The organism is Vibrio penaeicida (assembly GCF_030689305.1).
GTDB classification, from domain to species: Bacteria; Pseudomonadota; Gammaproteobacteria; order Enterobacterales; family Vibrionaceae; genus Vibrio; species Vibrio penaeicida_B.
Genome location: NZ_JAUYVM010000001.1, coordinates 378,109 through 401,455, shown reverse-complemented (window position 1 = coordinate 401,455; position 23,347 = coordinate 378,109). Strand labels below are relative to the sequence as shown.

Genomic DNA, 23,347 nt, shown 5'->3' with positions numbered 1-23,347 from the left:
TTGTTCATGCATGAGTAATACAGGGGTAGTAACGGACTCTGCCACCAATGTTAATACTCAACGTTTGCAAAATTATTTTGGTGGTAAAACAGCACTGGTTGCCCAAGGTGGTGGTCAGCGTGGAATCTTCACAGCTGGTGTTTTAGATGCCTTTCTCCTCTCTGATTTTGACCCCTTCAATACTTACTACGGCACTTCTGCTGGCGCGTTGAATTTATGTGCTTATATCTGTAGACAGGCTGGGCTTGGTCGCTCGTTTCTACTAGACCTGACGACTCAACCAGAATTTTTTAGCCTGTTTGGCTATATTCGAAATAAGCAAACGCTCGATATAGATTGGGCATTGGATAAAGTTAGCCAATACCCATATAAGCTCGATGTCGATCTGGGCAGAAATCAATTAGTAGGGAAAAATGCTTTTGCTTCAGTTACGGATGTTGTTCATTTGCAGGATCACTATCTTCCCATGCTTGAAGATAACTGGGTTAATGTACTAAAAGCAACTTGCGCCATACCTAGGCTGTATAAAGGGGAGGTGGTGATTGATGGCACACGATACCTTGATGGTGGAGTCTCTGCTTCTATTCCCGTTCAAGAAGCGTGGAGGACAGGAAGTCGATGTATTGTTGTTATTAGAACGGAACCATTTGAACAAGATATACCGAAAGATAATGTTCCCATTACTGTGAATGATGGCATGCCTATTTGGTTGCGCCAGTCTGTTGATGCTTTGCAAAACCAATGGGATAGCAAAGTACAAGAATGGAAGAACGATTGGTCCGATTTCTTCATTGAAAAATTTAATCAATCCGCACAACAAAACAAACTGCTTTCTCAAGCAAGGCTTTTGAATGGTGGGCGATGGCTATTCGGCGCGGGTGACGTTTATCGTTTAAGCCATATGCTGGGGGAAACATTCGATTCTGGTTTAGCTGATATGTTGATGGTGCATTATCAGACTTACTCATTGACACAACAATTTCTGACTTCGCCTCCTGATGATTGTTTTATTCTTCAAATCCACCCCGAATCTCCACTTGAGTCCACTTCTTTACTTAGTGATCGAGAGGCCCTTCTCGCTGACTATGAGCTTGGTTTAAAAGCCGGCAACAATTTCGTAAATACGTATTTGCAAGCCGAGTCTAATCTAAACCCGCGCTCTGCATAGTTTTAAAAAGTTGTGATGGAAGAAAGAGTAAGTTAATGAGCCTTTTTAACTTGCTCTTTCTATGTTTGCATCAAAATGCTTACTTCAATTCAAGTGACGTTCCCTTAAACCAACTTTCTTATCGTACCTCGATGATTCTCATACAGTTGGTAGAGCCAATAAGGTCCATTACATCGCCTTGGGTGATAATGACAGTATCACCGACATCCAGTAACCCTTTTTCTTTTAATGCTTCCAGAGCAGAGTAGGTAGTATCTAAGCCAGATGCACCGTCGCTACCAAAATAAACGGGAGTGACACCACGATATAAAGTGCATCGATTAAGGGTATCTTCATTGCGAGACAGAGCGAAGATGGGGAGCCCGGAACTTAAACGAGACATCATGAGAACAGTTTTACCTGACTCTGTTAGGCTCACCATCGCTTTTACACCATCTAGGTGGTTTGCGGCATACATGGTTGCCATAGAAATAGTTTCAGATGCCGACTCAAATTTCGTTTCTAAGCGATGTCCAGATACGTTGAGCGAAGGCATTTTTTCCGCACCAATACATACTTCAGCCATAGATTTAACGGTTTCGACAGGATACTTACCCGCAGCAGTTTCCCCAGAAAGCATTACAGCGTCAGTACCATCCAGTACTGCATTGGCGACATCCATAACTTCAGCTCGGGTAGGAAGTGGGTTCTCAATCATGGATTCCATCATTTGGGTTGCCGTGATAACGGTACGATTGAGTCGTCGAGCTCGTAGTATGAGTTGTTTTTGCACGCCTACGAGTTCTGGGTCTCCGATTTCAACACCGAGATCGCCCCTTGCAACCATAACCGCGTCTGATGCGGAAATAATATCATCCATGCTTTCTTCGTCTTCAACGGATTCCGCTCGTTCTACTTTAGCGACCAGCTTCGCACTCAGCCCTGCGTCGGTGGCGAGCCTGCGAGCGTATCTCATATCTTCGCCGTTGCGAGGGAAAGAGACTGCAAGGTAGTCGACTTTTATTTTGGCGGCAGTAAGTATGTCGGCTTTGTCTTTGTCTGTCAGTGCTTCCGCAGACAGTCCACCACCTTTTTTATTTATTCCTTTGTTGTTTGAAAGAGGACCACCGACAAGAACAGTTGTGTGGACTCTGGTATTTTCTACTGACATGACCTTCAACTGAACGCGACCGTCATCCAGAAGAAGGACATCTCCTTTGGATACATCTTTTGGCAACTCTTTATAGTCAACGCCTACTGATACGACCGATCCTTCGCCAGGTAGCAGCTCTGCATCTAAGACAAATTTTGCTCCGACGTCTAAGTTGACCTTATTGTCTTTAAATGTTGATACTCGAATTTTAGGACCTTGTAAGTCACCTAATATGGCAACATGTGTTCCAAGTTTTGCAGCGATTTGTCGGACTTTTTGCGCGCGATGTATGTGGTCTTCTGAACTTCCGTGAGAAAAATTCATCCTTACAACATTAGCGCCTGCTTCTATTATCTCTTCCAAATTATTGCCTTTGTCTGTTGAAGGACCCAAGGTAGCAACAATTTTTGTTCGTCTGAGTAATTTAGACATATCATTCTCCGTTTGATCGCGAATTTTCCATGCATTTTTGTTCTTCTATGAAATAGTGTAGCGATTGAGAGATATTTTCGTGCGCAAAAAAACATCGACTTGATCACTATTCTAGGCTTTAAAAAATGTCTAAATTCAAACTTGTATAAAAAGATCTGATAGATACGTGATGGGAGTCACGACGATGGATCAAGCCGCTTCACAATTACTTTTCAAAGTAAAAAAATTAGTGGGTTTACAATCTTCGGAGTTTTCTATGTACATGGCTCAACCAGGCCATATTGATCATATCAAGCAGGTCAATGCTGGCCGTGTATATAAATTGATAGACCTTAAAGGTCCTATTTCTCGTATAGACTTATCCAAAACCAGCGAGCTGGCACCAGCCAGTATTACTAAAATTACCAGAGAGCTCATTGATGCTCACCTAATTCACGAAACGACGGTGCAAGAAGCGACAAGCCGTGGTCGTCCTGCTGTTGGTCTTCAAACCAATAACGAAGGATGGCAGTTTCTTTCTATGCGCTTGGGGCGTGGCTATTTAACGATTGCATTGCATGAACATGGGGGCTCTGTATTGGTGGATACAAAAATCACCATTGAGGAAATAGAGCAAGAAGATGTGTTGGAAAGACTTCTTCATGAAATTGAAGAATTTTTCCAAGGCTACTCCGACAAGCTAGATCGAGTAACTAGTATTGCACTTACCCTTCCAGGTTTAGTGGATTCCGATAAAGGTGTGGTATTGCAAATGCCACATTACAACGTGAATAACTTAGCGTTGGGACCTGAAATCTATAAAGCGACAGGGCTACCTGTGTTTATTGCGAATGATACCCGTGCTTGGGCACTGGCTGAAAAATTATTCGGCAACTCTCAAAGTGTGGATAATTCAGTACTGATTTCAATTCATCACGGTTTAGGTGCAGGTATCATACTGGACGGGCGGGTTTTACAAGGTCGTCATGGCAATATAGGCGAACTTGGCCATATTCAAATCGATCCGAAAGGTAAGCAGTGTCATTGTGGCAATATAGGGTGTCTAGAAACTCTCGCAAGCTCAAAAGCGCTTAGAGAGGTCGTGGCTGCGCGAATTGAAAAAGGTGACCCTACTTCCATTCCTCGCGACAACGTAACCGTCGAAAGTATTTGCGAAGCAGCTGAGTCGGGTGATCCATTAGCCATTGAGGAAATACAGCAATTAGGACGTTATCTTGGGGCAGCGGTTGCTATTGTCATCAACTTATTTAACCCCGAAAAAGTGTTGATTGGTGGTGTGATTAACCAAGCAAGATCGATTTTGTTTCCCGTGATTCAGGAATGTATCGAGACTCAAACCTTGCCAGTTTATCATCAAGATCTACAATTGGAGGAGAGTCGTTTCTATACAGAAGCAACGATGCCGGGTGCAGCCTTGATTAAACAAGCTATGTACGATGGTCAACTGCTCATGAAAGTAGTTGAAGGTTAAGCTAATCCTGTATAGGTTGAGCCTGATTTGTTGGTTCACAATATGGCGCAGATGCAATTGATGCTGTACTCTGTAATTATTGATAAATGAGTGAGAAACCTTATGTCTGGAGTATTAAGCAGCGTTGACCAAAGAACACAGCTAGTCGGTGAAAACCGATTGGAGCTGTTATTGTTCCAGCTCAATAGCTCACAAATCTTTGCTGTAAACGTTTTTAAGGTCCGAGAAGTTTTAAAGCTTCCTCCTCTCACCAAATTGCCAGGCTCACATCACTACATAACTGGTGTTGCTTCTTTGCGAGGGGAGTCTCTTCCAGTTATCGATCTTCGCGCTGCTATTGGTTTTAGACCCATGCAAGATGAAGAAGAACAAAACTTGATCATCACCGAATACAACCGAACGATTCAAGGCTTTCTGGTTGGTCAGGTAAGAAACATCATAAATACTGCCTGGACCGAGATTCAGCCACCGCCAAAAACCGCGGGTCGAGCTAATTACTTAACCGCAATCACCAACATTGTTGAAAACGAACAAAAGCGTATCGTTGAAATCATTGATGTTGAAAAAGTGTTGGCTGAAATTGTTGATTATGATGTGTCGATTTCTGATGGCGTTTTAGATGAAGATCTATCACAACAGATGTCGGGTCGAAAAATCCTCATTGTTGATGATTCCTCTACCGCAAGAAACCAAGTGAAAGGTACGCTAAGTCAACTTGGTTTAGAGATTTTAGAGTGTAATGATGGCTTAGAAGCGCTAACTCTACTCAAATCTTGGTGTGATGAAGGAAAAGATGTCGCCAGAGAACTTCTTCTGATGATTACTGATGCAGAGATGCCAGAAATGGATGGCTACAAGCTGACACATGAAGTTCGAAGTGACCCGCGTATGAAAGATTTATACATCACTCTCAATACGTCTTTGAGTGGGAGCTTCAATGAAGCGATGGTTGAAAAGGTAGGGTGTAATAAATTTATATCGAAGTTTCAACCTGACGTTTTGGTAAAAGTTACCCAAGATAGGTTGAGAGACATTCTATAGAAAAACCCGGCAGCCGCCGGGTTTTTTGTTTTATGAACTTCTAAAGCCAACCTTTTTGGCTTCAGGAATTTACTTCTATTTTTTTAGGTTGCGCGTCGATGCACTGCCCGTTAACCGCTTTCCCTTCAGGAGCCATCAAGTACAAATACAAAGGCATAATGTCTAAAGGCGTTTTTAGCAGCTCAACATCTTCTGCAGGGTAGGCTTTGGCTCGCATTCCTGTTCGAGTTCCGCCTGGATTTATAGCGTTAACTTGTACATTCGTTTCTTCTAACTCATCAGCTAAGACTTGCATCATTCCTTCAGTCGCAAACTTGGACATTGCGTAAGTCCCCCAAAAAGCGCGACCATCATGCCCGACCGTTGAAGATGTAAAGACAAGTCGAGCATCAGGGGATTTTTTGAGGAGAGGTAATACCGCTTGAGTCATTAGAAACTGAGCTTTCACGTTGACCTGCATTACATCGTCGTACGTATCTTCTCCGATTTGGTCAAATGGGCTAATAACACCTAATAGGCTGGCATTGTGTAGAACACCATCTAAACGTCCAAATTGACCTTCAATTGTCTCTACCATATCAATATAGTTTTGCTTGCTAGCGCCTTTCATATCAAGGGGGATAATGGCAGGTTGGGGAGCGCCTAAAGCTTCAATTTCATCATAAGTTTTTTCTAGTTTAGCGACAGTTCGACCAAGTAATATTACGGTAGCACCATGTTGTGCATAGCTTAATGCTGCTTGTTTTCCTATGCCAGCACCAGCACCGGTCACTAAAATCACTCTTCCTTCTAGGGCTTTCTCTGAGATTGAATAATCCACTTTTCTCACCTTGTTTAATGAATCTTTAACCACCTTGCAGACTCATAAGTATTTGATAGGTCATCAAGGTATTTCGGTTTTAACTATTGGTAATCGTGACAAGATCGTTACAATACACCAATTCATTCTTTTGGGGATATCACATTGGAATTTTTGTTAGATTACGGATTATTTTTAGCTAAGATCGTCACATTACTGGCTGCGGTCGTGGTGTTGCTGGTGGTTGTTAAGTCAGTGAGCGGAAAGCAAGCTGGTGCAAAAGGCGAGCTTGAAGTCACAAACCTGACTGAGCGATACGAGCACAGCGTTGAACAGTTAGAGCATCATTTGCATGACGACGCTTATTTAAAAGCCAAACATAAAGCAGATAAGAAAGCACAAAAAGAAAAGGACAAAGAGCGAGAAAAAGAAGTTAAAAAAGCAGCAAAGGGTGGTGAGCTAGAAGCAAATCGAAAACCGCACTTGTTTGTACTTGATTTTAACGGTTCGATCGACGCAAAAGAAGTGGCAGCGCTTCGTGAAGAAATCAGTGCCATTATCGCTGTAGCGCAAGACGGCGATGAAGTCTTGGTGAAGCTTGAGTCTGGTGGCGGCATGGTACATGCGTACGGTCTAGCGTCTTCTCAGCTTGATCGACTAAAAGCCGCGAACCTTCCATTAACTATTTCTGTCGATAAAGTAGCGGCAAGTGGGGGATACATGATGGCGTGTGTCGCCGATAAGATTATCTCCGCTCCTTTTGCAGTAGTCGGATCAATCGGTGTTATTGCTCAGTTACCTAATTTCAATAAATTGCTTAAAAAACATGATATTGACTACGAGCAACTTACTGCCGGTGAATATAAACGAACTTTAACCATATTTGGTGAGAATACCGATAAGGCCCGTGAGAAATTTAAAGAAGAGTTGGAAGAAACTCATGGTCTGTTTAAAAACTTTATTCGCGAGCGCAGACCGTCACTTGAATTGGATAAAGTGGCGACGGGTGAGCATTGGTTTGGTACGCAGGCTAAAGATCTTGGTCTGGTCGATGAGATTTCGACATCAGACGATTTGGTTATGCAAGCATGCAAAGATAAAACAGTCTTAGCGATCCACTATGTTCAAAAGAAAAAATTGTCTGACAAGCTTACCGGGGCAAGTGCAGACATTGTTGATAACGTGATCATGAAGTGGGTATCGAAAGGTCAAAGACCTATTCTTTAAGCTATAATTTAGCAAGGTCTTATATTTAGAATAAAAGTCCGTTTGGTGTAAGTGGTATTACAATTTCTCGAATAAACAGAAAGTTGTAGAAAGCACGCACCATAATATACGGACTTTTTTGTGTTTTATTCACCATAGCTTTCGGTATAATAGCGCGCCGATAAAAGCGAATGCTCACTAAAGTGTTTGCTACAAACGAAAACGGAGAAAAACATGTCCCTTCAACCTCCAGTCATTACAGTAGATGGTCCAAGTGGTGCAGGTAAAGGCACGCTTTGTATGTTGTTGGCGGAAAAATTAGGCTTTCATTTGTTGGATTCCGGAGCGATATATCGGGTATTGGCTCTTGCCGCGATCCACCATGGTGTCGATACGAGTTCGGAAGAGGCTTTGGTTCCGATTGCTACACATTTGGACGTGCAATTTATTGCCGATGGTGATTTGGTTAAAGTCATCCTCGAGGGCGAAGATGTTTCAAAAGAACTTCGCAAAGAAACTACTGGTGATGCAGCATCAAAAATAGCCGCGTTACCTCGAGTAAGGGAGGCTTTGCTACGTCGTCAACGCTCTTTTGCTGCAGAGCCTGGTTTGGTCGGTGATGGTCGAGATTTAGGCACGGTGGTATTCCCGTCTGCTATTGCCAAAATCTTTTTAGATGCAAGTGCAGAAGAAAGAGCCAATCGCCGCTACAAGCAGTTGCAAGAAAAGGGGCATGATGTTAAATTTGATGACCTTTTACGCGAGATCCAAGACAGAGACGACCGTGATCGTAATCGAGCGGTTGCACCGTTGCGCCCTGCGGATGACGCGTTAGTGCTTGATTCTACTTCACTTTCTATCGATGAAGTGGTGGTCCAAGCGCTTGAATTTATTGAATCTAAATTGTCTTGATAACGATATCAAGGCAATAGGACTGTTGGTCGCAAGGATGATGACTGGCATTTTTATCAACCCCATGCGGTAGGATACCCGTGGACGTTTAATTATTGAAGATCAAATAATGACTGAATCTTTTGCTCAACTCTTTGAAGAGTTTCTAAACGAGACTGAATTCCAACAAGGTACTATTGTTAAAGGTACTGTAGTAGCTATCGAGAACGGTTTCGTTCTTGTTGACGCTGGTCTTAAGTCTGAGTCTGCTATCCCTGCTGAACAATTCAAGAACGCTGCTGGCGAACTTGAAGTTGAAGTTGGTACTGAAGTAGATGTTGCGCTAGACGCTGTTGAAGATGGTTTCGGTGAAACTCAACTTTCTCGTGAGAAAGCGAAGCGTCACGAAGCTTGGATCGTACTTGAGAAAGCATACGAAGAAGCTGAAACTGTTGTTGGTGTTATCAACGGTAAAGTTAAAGGCGGTTTCACTGTTGAACTAAACGGTATCCGTGCTTTCCTACCTGGTTCACTAGTAGATGTACGTCCTATTCGCGACACTGCTCACCTAGAAAACAAAGAGCTAGAGTTCAAAGTAATCAAGCTAGACCAGAAGCGTAACAACGTTGTTGTTTCTCGTCGTGCGGTTATCGAATCTGAAAACAGCGTTGAGCGTGACGAACTTCTTGAAACTCTTCAAGAAGGTACTGAAGTTAAAGGTATCGTTAAGAACCTTACTGACTACGGTGCATTCGTTGACCTTGGTGGTGTTGACGGTCTTCTACACATCACAGACATGGCTTGGAAGCGTGTTAAGCACCCATCTGAGATCGTGAACGTTGGTGATGAAATCCTAGTTAAAGTTCTTAAGTTCGACCGTGACCGCACTCGTGTATCACTAGGTCTTAAGCAACTAGGCGAAGATCCATGGGTAGCAATCGCTAAGCGTTACCCAGAAGGTCACAAGCTTTCTGGTCGTGTAACTAACCTAACTGACTACGGTTGCTTCGTTGAAATCGAAGAAGGCGTTGAAGGTCTAGTTCACGTTTCTGAAATGGATTGGACTAACAAGAACATCCACCCATCTAAAGTTGTTAATGTTGGCGACGAAGTTGAGGTTATGGTTCTTGAGATCGACGAAGAACGTCGTCGTATTTCTCTAGGTCTTAAGCAATGTAAAGCTAATCCATGGCAGTCATTCGCTGAAGCTCAAGCTAAAGGCGACAAAGTTACTGGTAAGATCAAGTCTATCACTGACTTTGGTATCTTCATCGGTCTAGAAGGCGGTATCGACGGTCTTGTTCACCTATCTGACATTTCTTGGAATGTTGCTGGTGAAGAAGCAGTACGTGAATACAAGAAAGGCGATGAAATCTCTGCAGTTGTTCTAGCAGTAGATGCAGAGCGTGAGCGTATTTCTCTTGGCGTTAAGCAAATGGAAAACGACCCGTTCAACGCATACGTTGCTGACAACAAGAAAGGTACTCTAGTAAACGGTACTGTAACTGCAGTTGACGCAAAAGGTGCTACAATTGAACTTGTAGAGGGCGTTGAAGGTTACATCCGTGCTTCTGAAGTATCTCGTGACCGTATCGAAGATGCGTCTCTAATCCTAAGCGTTGGTGACAGCGTTGAAGCGAAGTTCACTGGTGTAGACCGTAAGAACCGCGTAATCAACCTATCTATCAAAGCTAAAGATGAAGCTGAAGAGCAAGAAGCAATGGCTTCACTGAATAAGTCTGAAGACGGCGGATTCGGTAATGCTATGGCTGATGCATTCAAGGCTGCTAAAGGCGAATAAGAAATCGCTTAAGGGGAGCCATTAGGCTCCCTTTTTTTCGATAAGTGCCTTTTTGATACCATTGAAATGAGGGGAACTATGACTAAGTCTGAACTAATTGAAAGACTCTGCGCGCAGCAAACACATCTTTCTGCAAAAGAAGTAGAAGATGCCGTCAAGGATATACTTGAACATATGGCGTCAACCCTAGAGAGCGGAGATCGTATTGAAATCCGTGGTTTCGGTAGTTTCTCACTGCACTATCGAGAGCCAAGAATGGGTCGTAATCCTAAAACTGGTGAAAAAGTTGAGCTGGAAGGCAAGTATGTCCCTCACTTTAAGCCGGGTAAAGAATTGCGTGAACGCGTAAATATCCACGGCTAATCACCTTTTGGTGTTATAGAAAAGCGGCATGCATCTCGTATGCCGCTTTTTTATAATTAAATTACTCATATTCCATCGATTCTGGATGGTTTGATAATTCAATTTCCTGCATAATCTAACCCTTAAGCTTATTCCGGAGTAGTGATTTATGAAAATTATAAAAATAATCTTGGTGATTGCTCTTGTACTGATCGCCTTAGCATTAGGTGCTCAAAATCAGCAAGTTGTATCATTTAACTATTTACTTGCTAAAGGCGAATTTCATCTATCATTACTCTTAGGCTTGGTGTTTGTTGTAGGATTTAGTTTATCGGCTCTTATTTTTGGTAGTTTACAATTTAAGTACAAACTCACCATTCGTAAGCTGAAGAAGCAACTTAACAAACAGCCAGCGATAGAGAAGCAACAAAGTAACGCCTAAGGCAACATTGAATGCTTGAACTTCTCTTCTTGTTGTTACCGATTGCCGCTGCCTATGGTTGGTACATGGGTAATCGCAGTTCGAATTTCGATAAGCAGAAACAATCTAATCAAATTTCCCGACAGTACGTTACGGGTTTAAACCTCTTACTTTCTGATCAATCAGACAAAGCGGTCGACCACTTTATCGAGCTTCTCCAGGTCGACGATGAAACGATTGACACGCATTTAGCGTTAGGGAACCTTTTCCGATCACGTGGTGAAGTTGATCGAGCTATTCGTATTCACCAAAATCTTATCTCTCGTCCTGGTTTAACCATCGATCAAAAAAATATCGCTCTTCAGCAGCTCGCGAAGGATTTTATGGTATCAGGTCTCCTTGATCGTGCAGAAAAGATATTTATGCAGCTTTTGGACGAGCCTGATCACCGAGAAGCAGCCCTTCATCAACTGGTCGTCATATTCCAACAAACCAGAGAGTGGAGTAAAGCTATCGAATACGCTTCAGCATTGGTTAAATTAGGCAGGAAGCGAATCAAAAAAGATATTGCCCACTACTATTGTGAATTGGCTATGCAAGAGCAGGGGGAGGGAAATACCAAGAAATCGATTAATCTCCTCAAGAAAGCTCTAACAGAAGACTCTCGTTGTGTTAGGGCAAGTATCACGCTAGGTAAAATATACCTTTCTCAAGAAGATTACATAAATACAGTTCGTTATTTAGAGCAGGTTATTGATCAAGATATCGATTTTGTAGGGCAGGTATTACCTACCATTGCGGAATGTTACCAAAAGCTAGATAGAGAAGGCGATTTGCTCGCATTTTTACATCGTTGTATTGAGAAAAAAGCAGGGGTATCTGCAGAACTTATGCTTGCTCAGCTTGTGGCAAATCACGATGGTGTTGCGGCGGCACAGACTTTATTAACGAGGCAACTTGTTAAGAACCCAACAATGAAAGGCTTTTATCGATTGATGGATTATCATCTTGAGGAAGCTGAAGATGGAAGAGCAAAAGAGAGCTTAACAACGCTACAGGGAATGGTGGGTGAGCAGCTTAAAGTAAAACCTCATCATCGATGTAGGAAGTGTGGTTTTTCTACCCGCTCTTTGTATTGGCATTGTCCATCTTGCAAAGGTTGGGGTACCATTAAGCCGATTCGCGGGTTAGATGGCGAATAGCAGGATTTAAAGACCACCGCTTAATGAGCGGTGGTTTAGTGTCTGTATGCAGACGAAATACAATTAGGAGAGAAAAGTGATCGACCAGAAAATCATCGTAGCACTTGATTATGACAAAAAAGCGGATGCATTAGCGTTTGTTGATAAGATTGACCCAAGTTCGTGCCGTCTGAAAGTTGGCAAAGAGATGTTTACTCTGTTTGGTCCTGAATTTGTTCGTGAGCTCCATAAGAGAGGTTTCTCAGTATTTCTGGACCTTAAGTTCCACGACATCCCAAACACTTGTTCAAAAGCGGTACGAGCGGCTGCTGAATTAGGTGTATGGATGGTAAATGTCCATGCAAGTGGTGGTGAGCGCATGATGAGTGCTTCTCGTGAAATACTTGAGCCTTATGGTAAAGATCGTCCACTGTTGATTGGTGTTACTGTACTAACAAGTATGGAACAATCCGACCTTGCAGGAGTCGGTTTGGATATTGCGCCTCAGGAACAGGTTGTTCGCTTGGCGAGTCTGACTAAAAACGCTGGTTTGGATGGTGTAGTGTGCTCTGCGCAAGAATCATCGATGTTGAAATCAGAACTAGGGAAAGAGTTCAAACTGGTTACTCCAGGTATTCGCCCTGCAGGTGCTGCCATTGGTGACCAAAAGAGAATAATGACGCCAGTTGAGGCTATTGAAGCAGGGTCTGATTACCTAGTTATTGGCAGACCGATAACTCAAGCACTTGACCCAGCGAATGTTCTTGCAAACATTAATCAATCTTTGGTTTAAAGCTAACGTTGATTGGAATCTAAAGATTGTGTTTAGCCCGATGTTAGGTTTTTCTAGTCGTTTATACTGAATTCGGAAAGCCCGCCAAGATGGCGGGCTTTTTGTCTATATCCTATTAGGAATACCGCTATGAAACTTGAACTCTTTGTCTGGGGTTGTAATTAATTCAGCTTCAACTTTGCCAAAAAATACCACTCTCTCTGTAATATCTTTTCCAGCAATCTGCTCCGCTAATGATAAGTAGTCTTGGTAGTGACGAGCTTCTGAGCGCAGTAGAGAAACATAAAACTTGCTAATATCGTCTTCCATATGTGGAGCCAATTTAGCAAAACGCTCGCATGAGCGAGCCTCGATATAGGCACCTATTATCAACTTATCAATTAACGTTTCTGGCTCATGAGTCTTCATATGCGAAAGTAGCCCTTTAGCATAGCGACTAGCAGATTCATTCCGATAAGTGATCCCACGATTCGCCATGATTTCAAGAACTTGATAGAAGTGATGGAGTTCTTCTTTTATCAACAACACCATTTTATCGATGAGATCTTGGCTGTAAGGGGAGTCTACTTTCGCTTTTATTGCTTTTGAGATACTACTTTTACCCTTGAGCGTTTCAATGGTTCCTATTTTGCGATAGGCAAAGTCCTCATACGGTTTAAACCAGTCTAATAGGGTATGAGCACTGTCTTTGTCTACAGCATATTTCCGAATCAAATACATCGCTGATTGACCAGCTTTCAGTTCACACAAATCTTGGGAATATTGAAACTCTCGAAAAACAGATAAAAAGCTGACCAAAATGAACAGTTGTCGAAATTAATTATTCAACTAAAACAAGGGGATAGATTTATTTTTGAAAAAGTCAAGTTCGGGCAAAAAAGCAATATGCACAACTCAGCCTTTAGAAGAGTCACCGTGCATATTGCTACCTGTTTTGTTGTTTTTTTATGCTACGCAGCCAGTTTTGGTGCGCCAGAGTGGAAGCGAAATTCTGAATCGTCAGAGGTAATTAATTCAGCTTCAACATTAGCGAAGTGTCCAATACGCTCTGAAATAGCTTCACCTGCAATCTGCTCTGCGAGTTCCAAGTAGTCTTGGTAGTGCCGTGCTTCTGAGCGTAGCAATGAGATGTAGAATTTTTGAATTGGCTCATCAAGGAACGGTGCAAGTTTAGCAAATCGTTCACAAGAACGGGCTTCAATGAATGCACCAATAATCAGCTTATCAATAAGCGCTGCTGGCTCAAAAGTACGGATATGCTTAATCATTCCCTTAGCGTAACGACTTGCCGTAATAGGACGATACTCTAAACCTTGCTCTTCGATGATTTCTAACACTTGATAGAAGTGGTGTAGCTCTTCTCGAATCAGTAGAACCATCTTATCAATCATATCCTGCCCGTAGGCACTGCCATCTTTGGGCTTGATTGATTTAAAAATGTTGCTCTTGCCTTTTAGCGTTTCAAGGCTGCCAATACCTTTGTAAGCAAAGTGCTCATATGGCTCAACCAATTGAGTAATCTGCTCTTTACCTTCATCGGTTAAAACATAGCGTTTAAGAAGGAAAACGGCACTCTGCGAAGCTTTCAATTCGCATAGTAAATGATCTCGTAAAATCACGGATAGGTTTTCTGGCTTACGAGCTTCTTCAATCCAAGAGTCAGGTGTTGAGCATTTTAGGAAGTTGTTGATTGGTTCTAATAATTTTTTGTCGTACATCTATTGATATGTCCCAAAATCAGATGTATCAACTATACCATGTTAACTTTGTTTAGGTGTTTGTATTAAAGTTAGAAACACTTCTGTTGTTTGTACCTCTCCATCAATAGTCAGTATTTTATTGATAATCCTCAGGGTTCATATATTTTTTTATAGTTAATATGAATCTACAGTAGTATGGTCTGTGTGCTCGGTTTTTGCACAGAGAGTGCGATAGATATACTCAATCCTATGAATAGACGTTGTTGAGGCTTTGATGTCAGATGATTTTTTTGAACAGGTAGCTGCTGATAAAAGCCAGTTGGGTTTCGACTACCAAGATCTTGTGTGCCTTGAATATCTCATTGATATGAAACAAGGAGAAAGTGTTGGTCTTGAAGTTATAGATGATGTTCACCATGAGAGAATTCACGGCGGTAAAGCCTTAATTCAAGTTAAACACTCTGTTGATGAGACTGAAGCTGTAACAAATAGAGACTTAGACCTTTGGAAAACTCTTTACAACTGGAGCAGGGCTCTTGAATGTATTTCAGATGATGATATTCAACTTATCTTTTTCACAAATAAGAAGAAAACAATAAGAAAAGGTCTTGTTGAGCAGTTAGATCAAACTACCATCAATTTAACTGATATCGAAGCAACAATCTCTTCAATCAAGGCTGATATAGATAAAAAAGCATCTGCTAAGGAAGAAGGCGCAGCAGAGAACCCCGTTAAAAAATATGTTGATTATGTTGATAGTTTGACCTCAGAACAAAAAGAGAGACTGTTTAGCAAGATCGTCTTTATATTCTCTTTGACAGATATTTTCGAAAGACTGAGAAGAAAGATTGAATACTTCTCAATTGACAATAGTAAGTCGTTAGATGTCGTCTATCAGTTGATTGGTATCTATAGGAAAAAGAAATATGAATTAATTAAGAGTGGTAATAAACTGAATATTGACTTTGATACATTTAGGAAAGAGTTTCAGTTTGACCGAATTATTAAACTATCCCAAGACAGGAAAGTTGATTTTTCGAGTTATCATGGTTTTAAAAATATAAATAATATCAATCCTAAAGATGGCGTATTTGCTAAGCAGTTAGAAGATATAAATATAGATGGTGATGATATTGTTGAATATGCAATGGAATATGCAGCTACATCTATGTTTATTCAGAAAATGATTTCTGAAGGAGAATTCAGTACGACAGAAGATGAGGCGGTAAATGAAGAGTTATATTCATCTTGGAGAACTCTACATAAACGGAATTATAACGGGCAAGATATTAGTAATGAGCAAGTTCACATGACTCTCGCTAGAAACTGTTTATATAACTTGGAAGATACAAATTTGGTTGTGTCTAACTCCATCTTAGCGCAGCCGATGGTTATTGGAAAAGGTATGGAATTATCTGATTTGCTTTGGATTGGTTGGCGAAAGGATTGGAAAAAAGTCTACGGTGGCACTAAATGAATAGGGTGTTAAATAATGAAGCTATTGGGTTGTTAGCTATACAGTCAGTGCTATCTTATCTTGGCTCGTTAAATGTAGCCAATGCCTACTTAATAATACCTTTGGCTTTTGATAAGAAAATAAGAAACTATCTAAAGCGAAAAGGAACATCGGTTCTATCTGCTCAAGAATTAGTAACTTCGAAAAGTGATTACTTTATTGGGTTTAATGAAAAGTTTACTGACTATCTAATAATTACTACAAATGCTATTTCGATGGGGATAGAACTTGGTTTGTTCTCTATTGAAGATGGCGTCCTGACATCCACAAACGACACGATTAGTTCGGATAACTATTTAGGTAAGAAGCTTGATGATATTGCTTTGGCATCGAAAAATTTGTCAACGTTTCTAAATTCAGAACCTGACGAATTATACTCTTTATTAAGATTGAAAATATGACTATTCAAATAAAAAATATATTAATCTGGCAGAAAAATGGTAATCTCCGTAACCTTGAGTTATCAACTAATTCAGTTAACGTAATTACTGGTGAGTCAGGCAAGGGTAAGTCTTCAATTCTCCATATTATTGACTACTGTTTGCTTTCCTCGAAGGCGGACGGTATATCCAAGCATAATATTGATGATAAGTCCTCTTGGTATGGACTGAAATTACAAACAAGTGATGGTGATATAACTATTGCGAGACCTGCCTACCATGCAGGTGAGACAAAGGAAGCTTATTTTTCAGATCAAGGCCAAATACCAGAACTTCCTTATAACAACATGAAAGTTGATACGCTAAAGAAAGTGCTAGATAAGTTTTTTGGCTTGGATGGTGAGCTGAAAGTTCCCTATGGTGGTAGGACCGTAAAGGCTGGTTCTAAAGTATCTTTCCGTAATTTTTTGAGCTATTGCTATCAAGATCAAAATGCACTAGTTGCACCTGACTATTTATATAATAGACCTGGAGATCTAAAAACTATCGAACGTATAGAGCGAACATTTCGTATGGCGTTAGGCGTTGTGGATAGTGAAGGTGCAATTATCACTGAACGTCTTGAGAAGCTCAAACGGAATCGCTCAAGCTTAGAGCAACGCTCAGAAGTGATGCAGAAAAAGCAGCTTCATTTTCAGGAAGATGTAGAGCAATTAGAAGAAGAAGCAATTTCTCTTGGGCTTCTCGAAAAACCTAACGAAGATGTGAAAGAAACATTAAGCAGTTTAAAGTCGATAGCCGAATCGAATATAGAACAATTTAGCGAGGCGGGTATCAAACTCAAAGATCTTGAATCTAAACAGTTAGAGCTAAATCGGAAACTACAGCAGTTTAAGCGATTCAATGAAGATTTTAGCAAGTATCAATCTCTTTTAAAGGAGAGTGGCGATTCTATTCTTCCGATTGATTACATTCTTGATAGGTATAGTGAGACACTCCCGGGAACTCACACAAGCGATCTTTTGCTTGCGTTAGAAGAACAGCTATCTGGAGTGAAACACAGTTGGGAAACAAGGAAGAAGTCACCTCTATATGTTGATGTAAATGCCAAAGCAAAGGAATTGAAGAAAGAGTTGGACGAACTAAAGGTAAAGATAAGTAAGCTTAAGGCTACTAGCAAGGTTTTATCTTCGCCTAAAGATATATATAGATATCAGGGGAAGCTATCTGTGAAAGTCGAGCTTTTCTCTGAACGCTCGATTCCAACTGATTACAAAGAGAAGCTTTCCGAAATTGACAAGAAAATTGAAGATCTTAGTGGTTATGTTCAAGATATCGAGTCTAAACGTGAATTTGTTATGGGTAAGCTCAATAGGTACATCAACCTGCATTTAAGCCGACTGAAACTAAAAGGATATGAGAACAGCCAAGCTGTGTTTTTAGAGAAAGAACGTGCTATCAATCTGGTTCTTAATGAAGGGGAAGCGGTCGAGAAGATGATTGATATTGGCAGTGCATCCAATTACTTGTACTTGCATTTGTCTTACTTCATGGCTCTGCATAAAGTAGCGAGAGAGAACTCTGTTCCTTGGCTTGCACATTTTTTAATTTTTGATCAGGTAAGTACTCCTTATACGTTGGAGAACTCTGATGATATCGCCAGTCTAGATCTAGCATTGAAAGAAATTGACATGTATGTCGAAGCAATGAAAGATAAGGGAGGTATTCAAGTTATTTTAATGGAACACATCCCTGAAACTCATTGGCTCAATCTAGAGCTTTCAAACTTTAAACTAGTTGATCGTGAATTGGTTGATGACTATGGGTTGATTAACTAGGTAACTGAGTTTATTACGGACGGTAGGCAGTATTATCTGCTTACCGTTTTTTCATGGTTCTCAATTAGTAGCACTCATCTATCGGGCTGTGTCTTGGATCATTTCCATCATTGTTTAATAGTTGTTCAATGAAACCTGATGGATGTTCATTTTTAGGTTCTTCGATTCTAACCCAGTATAGTAATTTTACTATCGCCCACAAAGGCGGTCTATTTCTCCCTTCCAGTGATAATATCCGTTCCAAGATCTTTCGTAATGATACTGGGAGAGTATGTATGTTTTTGGCAAATTTGGGACGATAGTATGCACTTACACGTAGCTTAGTAAGGTCACTAATATCTTTTATCTCAAATGGTAGTTCATCAAATAAAACGTTAAATGCGAAAATACCAAATGCCCATGTATCATAGTTTTGGATATTCTTACCTTCTACAAGAAAGTCGGGTGGCATAGATACAAAGGAAGTTAGTAATCGTCTATTGTTGTCTTGGATTACAGCGTCTTCATCACAGTCATCACGTATATACCAACGAGTCGCAGACTGAACTTGGCAATTCCCCAAGTCCAATATCATAACTCTAGGATCTGGCTGTTCGGGATTGGTATCCATATCGTAGCCTTGTCGCAGGAGTATGTTCTCTGGATGCAGATCTCTATGATCATAATTTGAACGGCTAAAATAACTTAGCGCAGAAGCTATACGGTGAAGTAGCAAAACTTTTTCGTCAAAGCTGAAAGTGCTCCAATTCAGCTCTGAAAGCAGTTCACCTTCTTCATAGTTGTATGAAAAGTAATTTATAAGCCCTTTTTCATTAATCTGTAGAGGATGCTTTATAGTTGGAACTGGATAACTTGTTTCTGGACCAAGAAAGAACTGTTTACCATTTCCATAGTCGTTTAGAGGGCTTTTTTTAAGGAACGAATACTCCAGCTTGAACCTTTCAAGCTCGGTATCATTACGGGGGGCAATCAGAAATTTAAAGACTACTTGTTCATCAGCTTTCCTGTAAATAGCACCCACTGAACTGCCTCCTCCACCGAGAGGGCGCTCAAAGTCGTAGCCAGCAATACTTAATAAATCTAATTGTCCTAAGAAGTTACGCAACTCTTGATGACACATTTGTTACTTTGTACTCCTTACAAAACATCATTACTTCGCCACTAAAGTTACTCGGAAGATCATTTACATCCGTTGCAGAAACATAGTGTTTGGAATCCAAACAAGCTGCTACGTCTTTTGAGTTCCTCATATCTGGACGAAGTTCATCAAAATCATGTACATCAGAGCTGTATATCAAGCAATAATCGCCGATCGGTTCAATCAATAACAAAGAGCCACCGTGATCAGCGTAGTAGTTTGCTTGATCTATATCGGTAGAGCAAAATATAGTTTGGCTGCGTGCTTTGACTCCAATTTTTGGGTTAGCTTCAAACCATTTTTCGGCCTCCAAGTGGATATCTTCAGGGGTATCCTTTGGTTTTCTAGGAGTATCGAGATATGGGTTTGGATAAACCCCGTCCTTCAAAGCTCCACTAATACCTCTATACAGTTTTATCAATTTTCGTTCCTGTTCTGAAATGGCGATATGCACGCCTATGCTTTCAGTTCACACATTAAGTGATCAAGTAAAACGGTTGGTAGATTCTTTGGCTTTTTAGCTTCATCTATCCACTCTTTAGGTGTCTCGCACTGGAGAAAGGATTGGATAGGAATAAGGAGCTTTTGGATATTTTCTTCTTCAATCATCATACTGCATCAATATAAAAAAGGTCGCATAAAGCGACCTTTGATTTCAATAAGTCTATGGCTAGTTTACCACTTTTTCTTTTCACCGAAGAGGGCATCCATATCATCGTTACGTTCTTTCTCGTCTCGATCTTTAGCATGCTCCGCTTCTTTGTCTTGCCTTTTCTGATCCATATCATCCAGCATGGCTTGCAGTTTTTCTTTAGCCTTGTTGGAATATGTATCATTTTTAGACGCCAGTGCATCTAAGCCTTTTTTCAAAAGCTGCTTCGCCGTACCAGCTTGTCCTCTCAATACCGAATCATTAGCACGTTTAATAACGTTTTCGATGTTTATGCGAACTTGGATTTGTTCTAAGCGAGAATTTTCTGCCACATAAGCTTGAGTCTCAAAGCGACCTTTATTGTGCTCACTTCGAATTGTCTCGCGCAATCGCTTAACAAGCTTCAGCATTATAATGGCTTGCTTGTCACTGCTCGGTACCTTGAACGAAGCCGTTTCGCCACCTTGGTAGTTTTCTTTTAATTGTTGGATTTGAGATTGCATGTTGGCAACACGAGACTTCAACTGCTTGTTTTTAGGATCTAATTCAAACATAGATTCCAGTGCGTCAAGAATTCGCGTGTTCAAACACACCAAAAGATCCTTACTGTAGGGTAGGTGATGTGCGTTCCCAATAAGATCCTCTGTCGCATCAATAACTGCTAGATGCCGTGTGGACTCTTGTTTTTTTGCAGTCTCTACTTTCATGCGGTACTGAAGCATAATGTTGTAACCAATTACGAGAACCAACAAAATAGCAACAAGCGCGATTATTAAACCAATATTCATAAACTTAAGTCTGCGTTCCGTACAAAAAGCTAACCCCCGAGGATACACGATATCGTGTTGTTTCTATACCCGAGATAACAACAAACTTCATTATTATCCTTACTTAGAGGAAAATTAATGAAAAAATCAAATTTGCCCCAATTTATGCGGGGTCTATAGCAAAACCTACTTAATACTATAGTTGATAGTCAAACTCAGCACATAAGTATCTGCGTTTTTGCTGTCTTTTTTTAGCTGAAGGCGTTATAACTAATACTTATATACCTAAGCTACTTAGGTGCTCGCTGAATCTAGCATCTTAAGGTGGTTTGGGTATATACCCAAGTGACTTCATCATTGAAATTATGTGAGGTTATTTGTGTATATAAATTTAGAGTAACGGAATACGGGGTAACGATGAAATTACAGCAACTGAAGTACATTGTTGAAGTTGTTAATCACAACTTGAACGTCTCAGCGACGGCAGAAAGCTTGTTCACCTCGCAGCCAGGTATTAGTAAGCAAGTTCGTTTGCTAGAAGATGAACTCGGGATACAAATATTTGAGCGCAGCGGTAAGCATCTCACACAGGTTACTGACGCTGGTGAAGATATAGTACGTATTTCAAGTGAAATATTGGCAAGGGTAGAAAGCATCAAAGCCGTTGCGGGGGAGCATACCCACCCAGAAATGGGAACACTGAATATTTCTACTACTCATACTCAAGCACGTTACGCTTTACCTGATGTCATTAAAGGCTTTACGGCTCGTTATCCGAAAGTTTCACTTCATATGCATCAAGGAACACCTTCTCAAATGTCGGAAGCTGTTGCTAAAGGAACCGCAAATTTTGCAATTGCGACTGAGGCGCTGCATTTGTATCAAGATGCCATTATGCTTCCGTGCTATCACTGGAACCGTTCAATCGTAGTCACGAAAGACCATCCGTTGGCTAAAAAAGAACATGTCACCATCGAAGACTTGTCGACATACTCTTTGGTTACTTATGTATTTGGGTTTACAGGGCGATCTGAACTGGATACGGCGTTCAACAATGCAGGTCTCACACCTCGCATTGTATTTACTGCTACAGATGCTGATGTTATTAAAACTTATGTGCGCATGGGGATTGGTGTCGGGGTCATCGCGTCAATGGCTGTCGACAAAGCATTGGATTCAGATTTGGTCGCCATTGATGCGAGCCATATTTTTGGTGCAAGTACCACCAGTATTGGTTTCCGCAGAGGGACGTTCTTACGCTCATACATGTATGACTTCATGGAGCGATTTGCCCCTCATTTGACTCGCCCTGTTGTCGAACAAGCTATTTCATTAAAAAGTAATATAGAAATTGAAGAGATGTTTAAAGACATCGAGCTACCCGTTAGGTAAACCACTTTAACTCTCTTATGATTCCCCTTACAATCGCCCGATTCTAGGGGGAATCATGAATAAAATTTTCCAAAAGATCAGTTCATTATTGGCTTTGCACGATAATGAATGGCGATTTCAGCCATTTCACATGAGTGATTGCGCAAATTTTCCGTGGGATTTAAATTACCCCAACCTAACCCCTTGGTTAAGTGGTCTTGCGGAAGCAGAAATCATTAACCTGAAAGCAAATACCCCCCACTTGGTAAAGGAAATATCAAGATTTATTCCTGATGTAGCCGACTTACACGAGCTTTCTTACTTAAATAGACTGACGCCATCTGAATTAACAAAGCTATCCAAGGGCTCCGAAGCAGGTATACCGGGGAGAAAGCTAAATCAGATACGGTTAATGAGTGATGCTTGCCTAAATGGAAACGTTGGAGAGGAATGGCTTGAATGGTGCTCTGGTAAAGGTTTTTTAGGGCAGCTACTTGCATCAAATTCTACAATTCCAGTCACCAGTTTTGAATGGCAGAAAGCCTTATGTGATAGCGGACAAGCTCTAGCGGATAAAAAAGAATTAGCTATGCGCTTTGTTCAAGGAGATGCCCTCACCAAGAGTGCATCTCTGATTATGAAGCCTAGTCAACACGCCGTTGCTCTACACGCTTGTGGAGATTTGCACGTTAACCTTATCAAGCGAGGGTGCGAAGTAGGTATAAGCGAGTTTTCGATCTCTCCCTGCTGCTATCACCTTATTCAGTCGGACTGTTATCTGCCTCTTTCATCGGAAGGTATTAAGCATGACATGAAGTTGACCAAAGCCGAATTAAGAATACCTCTTCAAGCGACAGTAACTGGGGGGGAGCGAGTTCACCGTCATAGATTTGAAGAAATGAGTTATAGGCTCGGATTGGACTCATTTTTAAAAGAGCAGAAGGGGCACTCTACCTATACGGCTATCCCTAGTATTAAGAAGTCGATGTTGTCGGGTGGATTTGAAGCGTTTTGCTTATGGGCTGACAAGGAAAAAAATTTCAAACTGGGGTCAATAGACTTTGAGTATTGGAAACGACGTGGTGAAGAGCGATTTTGGCAGATGGAGAGGTTAAGCCTAATTCAGCAAGTTTTCCAAAGACCACTAGAGCTTTGGCTCGTTTTAGATCGGGCTTTATATCTCGAAGAGAATGGATATTCGGTGAGCGTGAATGAGTTTTGTGCTGAAGAAGATACACCAAGAAACATACTCATACAGGCAAAAAAAAGACCCGCGTAAGCGAGTCTTTTCCGTCATCATTCAGCTA

At 41.1% G+C, this 23,347-nt stretch carries 21 protein-coding genes and 2 pseudogenes; 15 read left to right on the top strand and 8 right to left on the bottom strand.

What is annotated here, in order from left to right; translation table 11 throughout:
- Positions 1–10 precede the first annotated feature (10 nt).
- Entirely contained in the window at positions 11–1,168 is a 1,158-nt protein-coding gene (locus tag Q8W40_RS01765; RefSeq protein WP_305395620.1) for a patatin-like phospholipase family protein, read from the top strand.
- 118 nt (positions 1,169–1,286) lie between these two features.
- Here the strand turns inward: Q8W40_RS01765 and pyk are convergent, their stop codons facing one another.
- On the bottom strand, positions 1,287–2,732 hold the full coding sequence (gene pyk / locus Q8W40_RS01760; RefSeq protein WP_305395619.1) for a pyruvate kinase: 1,446 nt from the start codon (positions 2,730–2,732) through the stop codon (positions 1,287–1,289).
- A gap of 256 nt (positions 2,733–2,988) precedes the next feature.
- On the opposite strand from pyk, the gene mlc reads away from it, so the two are divergent.
- Complete coding sequence (gene mlc, locus Q8W40_RS01755; protein WP_305395853.1) at positions 2,989–4,203, top strand: sugar metabolism global transcriptional regulator Mlc; 1,215 nt, start codon at positions 2,989–2,991, stop codon at positions 4,201–4,203.
- 102 nt (positions 4,204–4,305) lie between these two features.
- Positions 4,306–5,244 carry a chemotaxis protein CheV gene (locus Q8W40_RS01750; RefSeq protein WP_101112023.1) on the top strand — a complete coding sequence of 313 codons (939 nt, stop codon included), beginning with the start codon at positions 4,306–4,308 and terminating at the stop codon, positions 5,242–5,244.
- A 61-nt stretch (positions 5,245–5,305) separates the two neighbouring features.
- On the opposite strand, the gene Q8W40_RS01745 is transcribed toward Q8W40_RS01750, so the two are convergent.
- A complete protein-coding gene (locus Q8W40_RS01745; RefSeq protein ID WP_305395618.1) occupies positions 5,306–6,064 on the bottom strand; it encodes a YciK family oxidoreductase in 759 nt (252 codons plus the stop codon).
- A gap of 144 nt (positions 6,065–6,208) precedes the next feature.
- Between Q8W40_RS01745 and sohB the strand changes: the two genes are divergently transcribed.
- The 7 genes from sohB (at position 6,209) to pyrF (ending at position 12,678) form a co-directional block, all read left to right on the top strand.
- On the top strand, positions 6,209–7,270 hold the full coding sequence (gene sohB, locus Q8W40_RS01740) for a protease SohB (RefSeq protein ID WP_305395617.1): 1,062 nt from the start codon (positions 6,209–6,211) through the stop codon (positions 7,268–7,270).
- 213 nt (positions 7,271–7,483) lie between these two features.
- A complete protein-coding gene (gene cmk / locus Q8W40_RS01735; RefSeq protein WP_305395616.1) occupies positions 7,484–8,161 on the top strand; it encodes a (d)CMP kinase in 678 nt (225 codons plus the stop codon).
- Positions 8,162–8,270: 109 nt separating this feature from the next.
- Positions 8,271–9,941, top strand: a complete 1,671-nt coding sequence (gene rpsA, locus Q8W40_RS01730) for a 30S ribosomal protein S1 (RefSeq protein WP_101112027.1) — start codon at positions 8,271–8,273, stop codon at positions 9,939–9,941.
- 66 nt (positions 9,942–10,007) lie between these two features.
- The gene (gene ihfB, locus Q8W40_RS01725) at positions 10,008–10,304 is read left to right on the top strand and encodes an integration host factor subunit beta (RefSeq protein WP_167404719.1); all 297 of its coding nucleotides are present in this window, start codon (positions 10,008–10,010) and stop codon (positions 10,302–10,304) included.
- A 148-nt stretch (positions 10,305–10,452) separates the two neighbouring features.
- The gene (locus Q8W40_RS01720) at positions 10,453–10,725 is read left to right on the top strand and encodes a LapA family protein (RefSeq protein WP_101112029.1); all 273 of its coding nucleotides are present in this window, start codon (positions 10,453–10,455) and stop codon (positions 10,723–10,725) included.
- An 11-nt stretch (positions 10,726–10,736) separates the two neighbouring features.
- Complete coding sequence (lapB, locus tag Q8W40_RS01715; RefSeq protein ID WP_305395615.1) at positions 10,737–11,906, top strand: lipopolysaccharide assembly protein LapB; 1,170 nt, start codon at positions 10,737–10,739, stop codon at positions 11,904–11,906.
- Positions 11,907–11,982: 76 nt separating this feature from the next.
- The gene (pyrF, locus tag Q8W40_RS01710) at positions 11,983–12,678 is read left to right on the top strand and encodes an orotidine-5'-phosphate decarboxylase (RefSeq protein ID WP_305395614.1); all 696 of its coding nucleotides are present in this window, start codon (positions 11,983–11,985) and stop codon (positions 12,676–12,678) included.
- A gap of 105 nt (positions 12,679–12,783) precedes the next feature.
- Here pyrF and miaE (Q8W40_RS01705) read toward each other — a convergent pair.
- Together miaE (Q8W40_RS01705) and miaE (Q8W40_RS01700) are read right to left on the bottom strand one after the other, a co-directional pair.
- A pseudogene (gene miaE / locus Q8W40_RS01705) lies at positions 12,784–13,428 on the bottom strand (tRNA isopentenyl-2-thiomethyl-A-37 hydroxylase MiaE); the annotation flags it as partial.
- Positions 13,429–13,628: 200 nt separating this feature from the next.
- A complete protein-coding gene (miaE, locus tag Q8W40_RS01700) occupies positions 13,629–14,396 on the bottom strand; it encodes a tRNA isopentenyl-2-thiomethyl-A-37 hydroxylase MiaE (RefSeq protein ID WP_305395613.1) in 768 nt (255 codons plus the stop codon).
- 256 nt (positions 14,397–14,652) lie between these two features.
- Between miaE (Q8W40_RS01700) and Q8W40_RS01695 the strand changes: the two genes are divergently transcribed.
- The 3 genes from Q8W40_RS01695 to Q8W40_RS01685 are packed head-to-tail and all read left to right on the top strand — an operon-like array spanning position 14,653 to position 18,112.
- On the top strand, positions 14,653–15,855 hold the full coding sequence (locus Q8W40_RS01695) for a hypothetical protein (protein ID WP_305395612.1): 1,203 nt from the start codon (positions 14,653–14,655) through the stop codon (positions 15,853–15,855).
- Positions 15,852–16,295 carry a three component ABC system middle component gene (locus Q8W40_RS01690; protein WP_305395611.1) on the top strand — a complete coding sequence of 148 codons (444 nt, stop codon included), beginning with the start codon at positions 15,852–15,854 and terminating at the stop codon, positions 16,293–16,295. Before Q8W40_RS01695 ends, Q8W40_RS01690 begins: the two co-directional genes overlap by 4 nt.
- A complete protein-coding gene (locus Q8W40_RS01685; RefSeq protein WP_305395610.1) occupies positions 16,292–18,112 on the top strand; it encodes a DUF3732 domain-containing protein in 1,821 nt (606 codons plus the stop codon). The genes Q8W40_RS01690 and Q8W40_RS01685 overlap by 4 nt, the downstream gene beginning before the upstream one ends.
- 64 nt (positions 18,113–18,176) lie before the next feature.
- Here the strand turns inward: Q8W40_RS01685 and Q8W40_RS01680 are convergent, their stop codons facing one another.
- From Q8W40_RS01680 to Q8W40_RS01665, 4 genes and pseudogenes are all read right to left on the bottom strand, one after another.
- Positions 18,177–19,232, bottom strand: a complete 1,056-nt coding sequence (locus Q8W40_RS01680) for a protein kinase domain-containing protein (protein WP_305395609.1) — start codon at positions 19,230–19,232, stop codon at positions 18,177–18,179.
- Positions 19,210–19,704, bottom strand: a complete 495-nt coding sequence (locus tag Q8W40_RS01675) for a hypothetical protein (RefSeq protein WP_305395608.1) — start codon at positions 19,702–19,704, stop codon at positions 19,210–19,212. The genes Q8W40_RS01680 and Q8W40_RS01675 overlap by 23 nt, the downstream gene beginning before the upstream one ends.
- A gap of 5 nt (positions 19,705–19,709) precedes the next feature.
- Positions 19,710–19,859: pseudogene (gene miaE, locus Q8W40_RS01670) on the bottom strand (tRNA isopentenyl-2-thiomethyl-A-37 hydroxylase MiaE); the annotation flags it as partial.
- A gap of 66 nt (positions 19,860–19,925) precedes the next feature.
- Positions 19,926–20,690: a DNA repair protein gene (locus tag Q8W40_RS01665; RefSeq protein WP_305395607.1), complete on the bottom strand. Its 765-nt coding sequence runs from the start codon at positions 20,688–20,690 to the stop codon at positions 19,926–19,928.
- Positions 20,691–21,086: 396 nt separating this feature from the next.
- Between Q8W40_RS01665 and cysB the strand changes: the two genes are divergently transcribed.
- Together cysB and Q8W40_RS01655 are read left to right on the top strand one after the other, a co-directional pair.
- Entirely contained in the window at positions 21,087–22,061 is a 975-nt protein-coding gene (cysB, locus tag Q8W40_RS01660) for an HTH-type transcriptional regulator CysB (protein ID WP_305395606.1), read from the top strand.
- Between the two features lie 55 nt (positions 22,062–22,116).
- Positions 22,117–23,319: a methyltransferase gene (locus Q8W40_RS01655; protein WP_305395605.1), complete on the top strand. Its 1,203-nt coding sequence runs from the start codon at positions 22,117–22,119 to the stop codon at positions 23,317–23,319.
- Positions 23,320–23,347 lie beyond the last annotated feature (28 nt).

What these genes read in the sequence shown, in the direction of transcription:
- Q8W40_RS01765 (WP_305395620.1), top strand. Translation starts at nt 11, where the DNA reads ATGAGTAATACAGGGGTAGTAACGGACTCTGCCACCAATGTTAATACT.
- pyk (WP_305395619.1), bottom strand. Translation starts at nt 2,732, where the DNA reads ATGTCTAAATTACTCAGACGAACAAAAATTGTTGCTACCTTGGGTCCT.
- mlc (WP_305395853.1), top strand. Translation starts at nt 2,989, where the DNA reads ATGTACATGGCTCAACCAGGCCATATTGATCATATCAAGCAGGTCAAT.
- Q8W40_RS01750 (WP_101112023.1), top strand. Translation starts at nt 4,306, where the DNA reads ATGTCTGGAGTATTAAGCAGCGTTGACCAAAGAACACAGCTAGTCGGT.
- cmk (WP_305395616.1), top strand. Translation starts at nt 7,484, where the DNA reads ATGTCCCTTCAACCTCCAGTCATTACAGTAGATGGTCCAAGTGGTGCA.
- rpsA (WP_101112027.1), top strand. Translation starts at nt 8,271, where the DNA reads ATGACTGAATCTTTTGCTCAACTCTTTGAAGAGTTTCTAAACGAGACT.
- ihfB (WP_167404719.1), top strand. Translation starts at nt 10,008, where the DNA reads ATGAGGGGAACTATGACTAAGTCTGAACTAATTGAAAGACTCTGCGCG.
- Q8W40_RS01720 (WP_101112029.1), top strand. Translation starts at nt 10,453, where the DNA reads ATGAAAATTATAAAAATAATCTTGGTGATTGCTCTTGTACTGATCGCC.
- lapB (WP_305395615.1), top strand. Translation starts at nt 10,737, where the DNA reads ATGCTTGAACTTCTCTTCTTGTTGTTACCGATTGCCGCTGCCTATGGT.
- miaE (WP_305395613.1), bottom strand. Translation starts at nt 14,396, where the DNA reads ATGTACGACAAAAAATTATTAGAACCAATCAACAACTTCCTAAAATGC.
- Q8W40_RS01695 (WP_305395612.1), top strand. Translation starts at nt 14,653, where the DNA reads ATGTCAGATGATTTTTTTGAACAGGTAGCTGCTGATAAAAGCCAGTTG.
- Q8W40_RS01690 (WP_305395611.1), top strand. Translation starts at nt 15,852, where the DNA reads ATGAATAGGGTGTTAAATAATGAAGCTATTGGGTTGTTAGCTATACAG.
- Q8W40_RS01685 (WP_305395610.1), top strand. Translation starts at nt 16,292, where the DNA reads ATGACTATTCAAATAAAAAATATATTAATCTGGCAGAAAAATGGTAAT.
- Q8W40_RS01680 (WP_305395609.1), bottom strand. Translation starts at nt 19,232, where the DNA reads ATGTGTCATCAAGAGTTGCGTAACTTCTTAGGACAATTAGATTTATTA.
- Q8W40_RS01665 (WP_305395607.1), bottom strand. Translation starts at nt 20,690, where the DNA reads ATGAATATTGGTTTAATAATCGCGCTTGTTGCTATTTTGTTGGTTCTC.
- cysB (WP_305395606.1), top strand. Translation starts at nt 21,087, where the DNA reads ATGAAATTACAGCAACTGAAGTACATTGTTGAAGTTGTTAATCACAAC.
- Q8W40_RS01655 (WP_305395605.1), top strand. Translation starts at nt 22,117, where the DNA reads ATGAATAAAATTTTCCAAAAGATCAGTTCATTATTGGCTTTGCACGAT.